Here is a 10,678-nt window from a genome sequence, read left to right on the forward strand (position 1 = left end):
CACCCACATAAAGCTTTAGGATATCGTTCACCCCGTGAGTTTATCGCGGAGAAAATTAACCAGTAAAAATGGCCGATCTTTCGGGGGCAACTACATAACGCTGAATGAACCTCTTATCCCCCAGGCAATTTACATCCCACACGATGGTCCTGTATCAAAATCTGGCTCATCATCACTAATATTAGATTTGTTCTGCCGTTTGATGGTTTCCAGTGCCGGAATAATATTTGTCTCGTAAAAACTTTTTGTCTGTTCTGACCAATTATATTTCATAGAGCGAATATCCGTAAGCGCCTTGAGAAACACATGATCAGCAGCAACCAGCCCTGACATATCTGGCTGATGAAACGCATTTCGTAGTTGTTTAACAGCTTGACTAAATGCCTGTCTCGTCTGCTCACATTTAATCTGCTGCTGAATATCCTCCACTTTGTCAGAAACTTTGGTAAGTAGGCATTCTCCTAAGGTCTGTTCAATGCGAGGGAATTTATCAATAGTGCTCAAAATCCTATTTTGCAGCTCCCTGGCCGCTTTATCATGTATGTGAATGTCACCAGATCGAATGTCTTGTGCCACTAACACATCAGCCTTTTCTCGCAAAATTTCCGCTAGACGCTGTAATTGTTCTTCTTCTTCTCTAACCCATTCAGCCATTAACTTGGCATCATGCGCCAGGTTTTCATGAGCTTCTTCAAGGCGTTCTTGGATTTCTATTAAAGATGATGCAGGAATAAGTTCATTGAGCTGACCATCTGCATCAGACCATTCTTCCATCAAACATTCAAGTTTCTCGCTCAGATTAACGCGTTGCTCGTCTAATAAATCATCTGCAAGTAATATCTGGCAATATCGACGGATATTATCACGTCGCTCATTAACAGTGCTTTCTTCACGATGAGCAGAGACAACGTCAGCCTCCAACAAATCAACAGCTTTATCCAACTTACTAAAACTATCAGGCACGGGCTCCATCAGCACAAACAAGGTTGCTTGTATATTTGCCAGAACTTCACCCTGAAACCGCAACTCAACATTTGACTTTGATGGTGCCGTCAACAGAGAAGGAGCCGTAAACGTAAATCGCTTCTGTCCAAGCTCTTGCAGATACCTACCTGCAAACGACACTATGCCACCTTGGGCATCTGATGCTTTAAGAACATCATCCACATAGCGTGTATCAAGCACCCGCCATTGCCCCTTCCAACGCTGGCTCTGCTCCACAATCCCTGCCTTTAGTTGCTCTGCAAGAGCAGAAAACACTGACATCAACTTTCTAAAGGCATCCTGTAACACTTCAAATGCAGCCTCACAGTTTTTTTCAAGCCGACGCAGATGAGGCGTTTCTATCAAACTACGCGCGCGCTGAAGGATAGACCCTTCCCGCATTTCGTCATGGGCATCAATTGCTTGTTTGAGCTGATCATAAGCCTTAATCGCAGCGTCAACAGCCTGTTTAAACATCGTAACAAAATGACTGCTTTTAACACCATCAAACAAGCGCTCAAAACGTTCAACCATTCTTTGAGCAAACAATGCCTCCTCAAGGCGTCTCAATTCCATCGCCTGCTCTTGGTGAAGACGCTGCCGGCTTATGATCCGCGTATGTTTTCCAGCTATGACGCGCAAATGAGACCGATCAAAAGACCATTGGACTTCAAGCTGACGCAATTTTGATCTGCGCGCTTCATTTTCCAAAACAAGCCGCTGAATACCCTTTAGTACGATCTTCTCACGCCGTGACCGGTCTTCAGCCTCACGCCTTTGCTCCTCAAGCTTCTGGCGCAAACGTAAGTCATGACCATCATAATTCGCCAAAGAAGCCGCCTGGGTAGCACCCGTCAGTTCAAATGCGGACAGTTCATCATTCAAATCATGCCCCACCGGAGCCGTTTCAATATCAACGATGGGTTCACCAGAACTGACAGCCTCAAACGCAATATTTGACGTTGGTTCATCGCCAAAAGCAAACCCCAATCTAGAATTGACTGCCAAAGGTGGCAGCTCAAGCAGACGCTGCACACTATCAATAAACGCCCCATCAGACGTCCTCTTGATTAACCATGCGTAGCGACCACCTTCCACCCGAAAACCTTCTTCCGCCAACGCAGTTACAAAGGATTTACCGCTGTCAGATTGTGCCCAGATTGACTGAACCAACAAAGCAATATGACTATTGATCACCCCTGCCCCGACGCGATCCTTTTTACTAACCTGGGCCTTGCCACGCTCTGTCCTTATGATGGCAACAAGGTCCTGAATCTCTTGCCGTCGATCGTTCCAGACATCAACAATCGCTGCAACCTGTAAATTCTTTTGCGTTTTTCCGATAACACTACGTTGTTCACGTGTTGCGTTGCGAACCAAATAAATAACTTCAGCCCGAGTATCATAGAGATCACGGGGAATATCATTTAAGCTGACAAACGCCCCCACATTCAGATGCTGCTGATGACTGAAGATAAATTCTAAGCGCCCCTTTAGTGTATTAAGCGCATCAGATCGTGCTTCATCAAGAAGCTTGGCTTCCAACTGATATACTTCTGCAAACTTAGACGCATATACATCTGTTACAGCGCAGGAACGTTGTTCGGCTTGTGCGTTTATTGTTTCCAGCAAACCTTCAAGCCGTAACCGTTGTGCCTCACCAAGATCATCATCACAATCGACAAGAATATCAGACAGACCTTCACGTATCTTCGAATAGGCAGCATTCAATTCCCGCCATGCCAACCGACGCTCTTTATCAATTTGATCTCGGGATTTTGATTTCCAGTCTTTAACAATCGCGCCCCGCTTGCGCATGGCATTGTTCGTAACCCGTTCTTCGCAGTAAATCTTCCCGTATTTGCGCTCATAAGACTCTGCCCATAATGATAAAAGCAGGTAATCTTTTTTCTTCTTAACAGTTGCCGTTCTGTCCGGATTAATTCGGTTGGCTATAACATGGATATGGGCATAATCTTTGTCATTATGAGAAACTAACACTGCCTGATGGCCGTTTAAACCCAGCACACTCATGGTTTCATGAGCAGCTGCTTTCATCATTTCCTCACTGGGATCCTCGCCCAATGCCCACGATAGTGAATAAGAGTAGACTGGGTCTTTTAGTTTTTTACCTGCCCGCGAACGGTGCCTATCCAGATAAGCTGTAAATGTATCCTGCATCAGAAAAAATGCTTCTTCAGCATTTTCTGTTTCCATGTTCAAAACGTCAGTAAACCGCACTCGGCTATCAGGCGCTTCATTACGACCACGACCCGTCATATAACCAGCAATCCCCCCAATGGCTTCGTTGGAAACATCCCGTCCGGGGCCTAGATAATAGGCGCCTGCGCCAACAAAACTGTCCCCTAATGCGGCAACTTTTGGAACCATTTTTATCTTTTTATCTCTTTCGCACTCTTTAAAAAGAGTGCACATTCTTTTTGACAAAGTCAATAAGATTATCTTGCTTCATAATTTTGCATCAGCCGCTCATCCAAGCATCAATAGCCAGCGCCCTTCCTCAATTTTTAAATGCAGCCCTCAACAGTGCGGATGATTTCCAGCTTCTCAGATGCGCAATACCTCATACTCCGATTTCCCCAGTTCCGGGCATGCTTTTTTAAGCAGACGGTTTTCGAGCATCACATCGTTAACTTTACAACGCCTACATATGAAGTACCTCTTCTGATTATCCAAACAGGATAAGGGAAAATAAAGGCACTTACACAAAATTTAGAACAGTCCTAGATAGGGCGTGCAGTCTTTCAAAAACGCATCAGCGCTGAAAAATAACTTGGCCGATACATCGATGGCTTTTATAATCCAATACGGCGGCACTCTTCATTAGGATATAAATCGCCAATAGGATTTGAGGCCACCTCGGCCTGCACAGAGTGAAACTCTCTCCACTAATTCGGGGCAAGACCATTGAGAATACGGCATATGTGGACCAGTCAGCCCCATCCACCAAAGCCCTTTCCATGACTTTGCTCGCACGGCATTTAAATCACACCCCATGCTTTATACCGCCCCCTACCCGTGAGTTCGCGCACTCCAAGCTCGTTGATCAGATTAAGAGCACCCCGCGATGTGAGTTTTGCCGCTTTTGCAACCATCGCGGTAGAGACAATTGGCCGTGACAGGATCAAGTCAATAACGATGGGAAGGCTGCTGGATGAGCGGCGCCCGCTGAGGCGTCGCTGCATCTGCTCGTGCGCCTGCTTCAGGCGAATAATTTCCTTCATGCCTGTTTCTGCTGCTGCTGTCATAGCATCAAGCATTGCTAGCAAGCGCACGGTCTGGTTCTGTGATCGGCGACGCTCTCGCTGAATTGTCTTTAAACCCATGTTGAAACAAAACAAATGCGAAGCAACCTTGCCTTTGGAGCGAAGATAGCCACTCATCAATAGTGACCCAACCCAGTGCTGGCGTTGCATTGGTTCAAGGCTTTCCCAGGCATCATAGGCAAGAGCAGCCCCAAGGGTTGCCGGTAAATCCTCAATTTTTTTGATCGTCTGTTTCCACTGCGAAAGCCGGTCCTCTTCATCCCAATTGGGATCCCGGAGTAAAAGATCACCAACGATCAAAGGATCTCTGTTTGACGCTTGCAATATTCTGCCAATCGTATGCCCCTCAATCAGATGCTTCGAGCGATCAAGAATTGCATCCATCCTAGCCATTTCGATCAATAGCGGATCGGCCTCATCTCCAACCAGTCGATCATTCTCAACATCCTCGGCAAACGGTAAACCTGGTTCTTCAAGCAACTCTTCGTCACGTTGATTGTTACCCGTCAGAGCTGCAATACAATTATCGCTCATTGCCCATGACGGCTCGTTCAAAGCAATGCGTCTGCGCGCGCGCAAAATCGTATGAGCAATCGTCAACTCATGAGTCGGCGCTCTGACATCCATAAACGCATCATGAAGAACCAGATCTTCCACATGGACAAGTTCACCTTGGATCCTCATGCTGGCGACAGCATCAAAAAAGTGTCCGCGCTCAATCAGGCCCTCCCCTACCGGACTGGAGCGAATAATCTCGTCCAGACGCGCAAGCTTGTCTTCTGCGCGTGCAATTGCCGATAGCAGTGCTTCAAGGGGTAAATTGTTAATATCATAACACATTGTAAACTCGTTATATATTATTCTTAAGAGAAGCTATTACGCAATTAGCTTCTATTATAGATACTATACTAAAAAAGGATAGGCATAATAGACGTTTAAAGCCCTTTGAATTGAACGCCCTCATATTGCTTGCCTTGAGATCGCTTAAGAACCCTGCATTTGCGATGTTTTTCGCTCTCTGAGACTTCGTATAATCATCAAGACACGTTTACAAAGGATCGTTTATCTATATGTTCTGCATTTGTAAATTAAGTCGATTGGTACCCTTAGGCTCAACAAATGGCTCGCAACACTCAAAAACACCGTTCACCTCGACCACAGGGACGCCTGATTGGCTATGCGCGCGTTTCAACGGATGAACAAACCACTGAGGCGCAAGAGATAGAGCTTCGCGCAGCCGACTGCGATCTGATCGTGCTGGAGCATGGATCCGGGGCTTCTAGGCTCAGACCTGCCCTATCCAAACTACTCCGCGAGATCAGTGCCGGCGACACCTTGATTGTCGTCCGGCTCGACAGGCTGGCGCGATCAGTCAGCCATCTGCTTGAGGTGATAGAGGAACTGGCCGCAAAGGGAGCACATTTCCGATCCTTACGCGATCCGATTGATACATCGACGCCTCAGGGCATGTTTTCACTGCAGGTGCTGGGTGCTGTTGCACAACTCGAGCGCGCTTTAATATCGGAGCGTACCAAAGCCGGAATTGAAGCAGCCAAGGCCAAAGGCAGGCTTTCCGGTAATCCTGGTCTGCGTGAACGTAGACCCGAAGCCTTGGCGAAGATGACAGCTATTCAGAAAGCAGCTTATGGCGCACGCATACAAGCATCAGCCCATCAATGGCTGCCAACGGTGCGAAAAATGCGTCCCGATCACACTTGGGATGATATCGCACGTCTTCTGAAACAACGCGGCCTTAACTGGACACCTGAGCGTTTGCGGCGCGCCGTAAAATGGCTGGTGTCAGAACATATGGCAGATGCAAACCTGATGAGTAAATCGCCACCTCGTATAGCGGAAGATCGTTTGATGACGCTTGTAGCAGGCATCCATTCATCAAATCCGAACCTCACCCTTAGAGAAATCGCATCACATCTTGAACGCCTGCATGAGCGGACCCCGCGCGGCGGTTCCAAATGGGCGCCATCCTCAGTCAAAAACTTGATTGATAGGGCTCGAAGAACAGGCCTGATTGAAAGCAGTAAAACAGATAACTCATCCGGTCATTTTTGAAGCCAGTACATTGGTTTTAAAAGCCGCCATTAGCATCGATCCAACAGACAGCTCCCCTGTCCTCCCCTTTTGTATAAGCGAACGCAAATAACCCCCTGCTGATTGGATGTCTGAACCCTTTTGCAAAAGCCAAGCAATAACAGAGCTAGTGTTTTCCATGCCGATTGTAGCTAAGGCTTCCAGCCAAAGCTGTTGACCAATTCCAAGAAACTTTGAAACCATATGGCTCGTATCTAGAAGCTCTCGCCAGCTTTTGATGCCTGTTGGTGAATACGAGATTATATCCGGACAAGCACGTAAAACAGACTCAAGAGCCACTGCTGGCATTTTGGCATGAGCTCTCTCCGGTTTTTCAATCTTAGGCTTTGAAAGCACTAAATCAACATTTTGAATCTTATTATTTATATATTGGGATTCTGGTAGGGATTCATAATGGTGCCGCTCAAATTGAGCATCGGTGCCGCCCATTTTCTCTGCAATATCATTTGAATTCAATATGTTATACAGTTCTAAGTGGATGGCATCGAATTTGGTTTTGATTGTCTGTAGTTTTTCACCTGTGGCGCGACGCGGAAGCGCATCAACGATATCGCGAAAACGAGAAAATAAGGCTTTCAGTTCAGTTGAATTGGCTTCAGGGCTAATCTCAGCAAAAGTCATCGCTAATTCTCTGCGGACTACAGAGATCTCATCACGAAGCCTTTTTGTAGCTTTGATGTCAGACGTAATTTGTTCGGCTGCTTGTATGATTTCTGAGGATCTTTGAAGTAAAGGTTCGACCGAAAATCCAAATGCCAGTTCAACAGCGCCTTCTTTATCTTTGTGAGCATAACGTTTTCTGGTCGGGCTATCTTTGCGTGCAATAAGACCTGCGGCCACAAGTGATGCTAGATGGCGACGTAAAGTCGATTCAGGCATTCCGTGTGCGCGTAAGGATAGTTGCTTATTTGATGGAAATACAACAAGCCCCTTAGCTTCAGTAAGCTCGTCTTCTGGATAGAAGGACAATAATGAGCTAAGGACAGCTAAGCAGCGATCATTGAGACCAAAAGAGGCCTTTGCAATACATAGCTGTTTGTAGATTGACCATCTATTTAGCCCCCTACCCTTTTCAGGATTTTGAGCAACAGGCTTCGTTCGGCTACGTATTGCAGTCGTTAATGAGTTTAAAATCTGCATTTTCTCTACCTAAATTTAGGCAAAAGAAATCTGCTCGCCAAAATGACGTTCCAACACTTGACTATGATTCATGAAAATGCGATTCTCTAGTTGCTAGACTATTTGAGAAGGCTTTCACGACGGAAACGTTTTGGGAGCTTTTTTCTTTTGCGGTTTAGTCTCCTAGTTCATTTATCATGCGAATTCAGACAAATTGTCAGCTGACAATTTATGAATTATTACCATCTTTTACTGCTTTGAACTCCAATACCAACTCATTGATTTTGGCTTCCATAAAATCGGAAAAGGCAGCATTCGAACTTTTGATATTGAGCTTCTTTCCATCACGTTCATAGACAGCAATTTTTTTATCTGCTGCATATACAATTGTTGGTTTAATTTTTGTTTTCTTGGTGTCGATCGTTGCCGCATCGAATGCAATTTTGAAGCGATTATCGCTATCTGCGCTTTCGAAGTTTGGCTCTTTCATGACGGAAAGCACCCTGTTTTTCGATGCGTTATCTTCTAAATTCTGCGCCAATTGAAGCCAGCGCGGTCGTCCAACCTTAGGTGCAGCTCCAATAGTTGCGACGATTGAATGATCAATTGAACTGGCGACAGTCAACAATCTTGAAGCTTCGGGCTTATCTACGCCAAGAGCTATACAGATTGTATCTCTATCAAATCCCCTGCTCTCGAGCTTTGATGCGAACATAGATCGTTCGATGAAACTGAGATCAACTCTGGTGCCATTTTCTTGCCCTTGAGCAATTACCATTTCGGCTTCAGTTAGCTGGCGGACAATGGCCTTGATTTTATAGCCGAGTTCCAGAGCAGCGCGAATACGCCGATGCCCGTAGGCAGCCTGATAACGTCCTTGTTGTTCGGGATGAGGCCGAACCAAAACTGGGACTTGTTGACCGGATGTTTCAATAGCGGATTTGAGTTCTTGAAAAGCAAGATCATTGGGTAACGATAGACGATCTGAAACGATAGACGGATCAATTAATGATGGATCCAACTCGACAACATTCTCAGCGTTTGCGAGGGCTTCCCTTAAATACTTAGCTTCAGCTGCTTCTTCTGACAGACGATTTAAACCCATATTAAGTGCTCTTATAGCACCTGCAGGCCTTTGCGCCGGAGCTTGAGCCGTTGCCTGTTCAGGTTTTCCGGCATCAATTAGGCCTTTCAAAATGTCTTTGCCCTTCATTCAGGTACCCTCCCCCAGGTCTGTCTAACTAGCTGTTCAACCTCAGAATTTACTGAATCCATAGATTCAATGGCTCGTTCGTAAGTCTGTCGATGCATACTTTCTTTTCCAGCTTCGTAGATCGTCTGCTTAGAAAGACCTGCATCAGAAATTGCCGTCGATTTGAGCATCATGGATGTTAAAACGCGCTCGCTAAATAGATTCCGCAAGAATGCTACGATTTGGGCTTGAGGACCATCATTGGGTTCATATCTGGTCACCAGATAGCGCATCCAATCATAATCTAAATTACCACCAGCTTCTTTGACTACGGATAGCAGGTTTGATGTCATAGCCAGAAATTGGTTCATTGACGCGACATCGAGCATCTGAGGATGGACAGTAATTAAAATTGAAGTCGCTGCGCACAAGGCTGACATAGTCAGGAAGCCCAATTGTGGAGGGCAATCGACTACCACGACATCGTAATTAGCTTCAACAGATGCAAAGGCCTGTGCGACACGCATGAAAAACATGCTGTCTGCGTGTTCTTTACTAGCCAGCACTCGTGGTGTGTCGTGTTCGAATTCATGTAATTCAAGGTTGCCAGGGACTAAATCAAGACCATCAAAATAGGTCTTTCGGATGATCTCTGATAAGGGCTTTGGATCATCATAACGAATGGCTCCATATAATGTCTGGTTTTCACCTACATCGAATTCAGGTTGGTAACCGAATAACGCCGACATAGATGCCTGAGGATCCAGATCGACTGCCAATACTCTGTATCCTTTGAGTGCCAAATATTGGGCTAAGTGAGCACTGGAAGTTGTTTTACCGGAGCCACCCTTGAAGTTTGTGACCGCTATGATTTGCATATGATCGCCTGGGCGACGTTGCGGGACATATGAGGGCTTATTTTTGGCCAACAGATGGCGTAATTCGTTTATCTGTTCGAGACTATAAAGACGACGACCACCTGCGGTCTTTTCTGGTTTAATAATATCGTCTTGGGTTACCAGATGACGGATGTAAGATTCCGTAACGCCAATAAGTTTCGCAACTTCTGGACTTGAAAACTTTCGCAATGATTTTTGGGCTGTCGGCGGAAAAAGCCGCTCTCTTAGCAGTTGGAGTTGAGCACCCAATGCTTGAGAGTCCGCCCAGATTGTATCATCAATAGATTGAGAGGCGCTTACGCGGCTACTCGCACCTTTTGCTTCATTATGGGCCATTCACGCTAATTCCAGATAATCGGATAATATTTCGAAAATGTGGACGAGTCTGGTGAGTACGTCAAGTAATTTTAAGTTAATAAAAGGTTAATCTTTTTTGTGTCATATATTGAAAATTGTCAGCTGACAATTTTCCTCAGGCGGCATCCGCCAAATCCATTATGTTCACACCAGATCTAACGGCGGGCTTGTCGCAAAGTTTTTCATAAGTCGCGTTGCTTGCTATAATGACTGACTTTCATACTATATTAACCTTTTGAATTCCAAAGCACTGAGCAATCAACTCATTCTGGTTGAGAACATTCCAGTCACCTGAAAATCCAAAGCCTTTGCGTAGCCATAGCATGGCTTCAAAACCCATGATTGTTTTGCGTGCCGTATTGAATGATTGGAAGCATCCGATCTTGGGCATGTTCTTTTTGATCCTGAAATGATCGCTTTCGATGCCCTGTTGTAAATGCTTGGTCACATAGTGCACAGGATCTTTTGGGAGGAGAAAATCTTGTGAAGCTGCCTTGATGGCTGGCGGAAACGTTCCCGCTCCATCTGTCCCTATGCGATCCGGGGCTAACAAAGGCTCACTCTTCAGCATTTTCCTGAAGAAACGCTTGGCTGCGGGTAAGTCTCGTTTGGCCGTCAGCAGGAAGTCCACCGGATTGGTCTTGCACCGGTTGTGTTCCGGTCTATCTCTCATTTTAAGCGGCTTTTTTCTCAAATGCCACCGGCGATTTCCAGCCGAGTGTTGAATGTCT

Annotated in this window: 7 protein-coding genes; 1 reads left to right on the top strand and 6 read right to left on the bottom strand. The window is 45.8% G+C overall.

From position 1 onward, the window contains the following. Window positions 1–129 precede the first annotated feature (129 nt). The gene (locus tag FHS77_RS14970) at window positions 130–3,438 is read right to left on the bottom strand and encodes a relaxase/mobilization nuclease domain-containing protein (RefSeq protein ID WP_184224737.1); all 3,309 of its coding nucleotides are present in this window, start codon (window positions 3,436–3,438) and stop codon (window positions 130–132) included. Window positions 3,439–3,986: 548 nt separating this feature from the next. Then, window positions 3,987–5,111: an RHE_PE00001 family protein gene (locus tag FHS77_RS14975; RefSeq protein ID WP_184224738.1), complete on the bottom strand. Its 1,125-nt coding sequence runs from the start codon at window positions 5,109–5,111 to the stop codon at window positions 3,987–3,989. Window positions 5,112–5,390: 279 nt separating this feature from the next. Between FHS77_RS14975 and FHS77_RS14980 the strand changes: the two genes are divergently transcribed. Continuing rightward, a complete protein-coding gene (locus tag FHS77_RS14980; protein ID WP_184224739.1) occupies window positions 5,391–6,341 on the top strand; it encodes a recombinase family protein in 951 nt (316 codons plus the stop codon). Here FHS77_RS14980 and repC read toward each other — a convergent pair. From repC to FHS77_RS15000, 4 genes are all read right to left on the bottom strand, one after another. Continuing rightward, window positions 6,324–7,520, bottom strand: a complete 1,197-nt coding sequence (gene repC, locus FHS77_RS14985; protein ID WP_184224740.1) for a plasmid replication protein RepC — start codon at window positions 7,518–7,520, stop codon at window positions 6,324–6,326. The genes FHS77_RS14980 and repC overlap by 18 nt on opposite strands. A 208-nt stretch (window positions 7,521–7,728) precedes the next feature. Next, entirely contained in the window at window positions 7,729–8,712 is a 984-nt protein-coding gene (gene repB, locus FHS77_RS14990; protein ID WP_184224741.1) for a plasmid partitioning protein RepB, read from the bottom strand. After that, window positions 8,709–9,926: a plasmid partitioning protein RepA gene (gene repA / locus FHS77_RS14995; RefSeq protein WP_184224742.1), complete on the bottom strand. Its 1,218-nt coding sequence runs from the start codon at window positions 9,924–9,926 to the stop codon at window positions 8,709–8,711. Before repA ends, repB begins: the two co-directional genes overlap by 4 nt. A gap of 238 nt (window positions 9,927–10,164) precedes the next feature. After that, a partial coding sequence (locus tag FHS77_RS15000; protein ID WP_246431370.1) for a transposase occupies window positions 10,165–10,678 on the bottom strand: 514 nt, incomplete at its 5' end.

Source organism: Paenochrobactrum gallinarii (assembly GCF_014205685.1).
GTDB lineage: Bacteria > Pseudomonadota > Alphaproteobacteria > Rhizobiales > Rhizobiaceae > Paenochrobactrum > Paenochrobactrum gallinarii.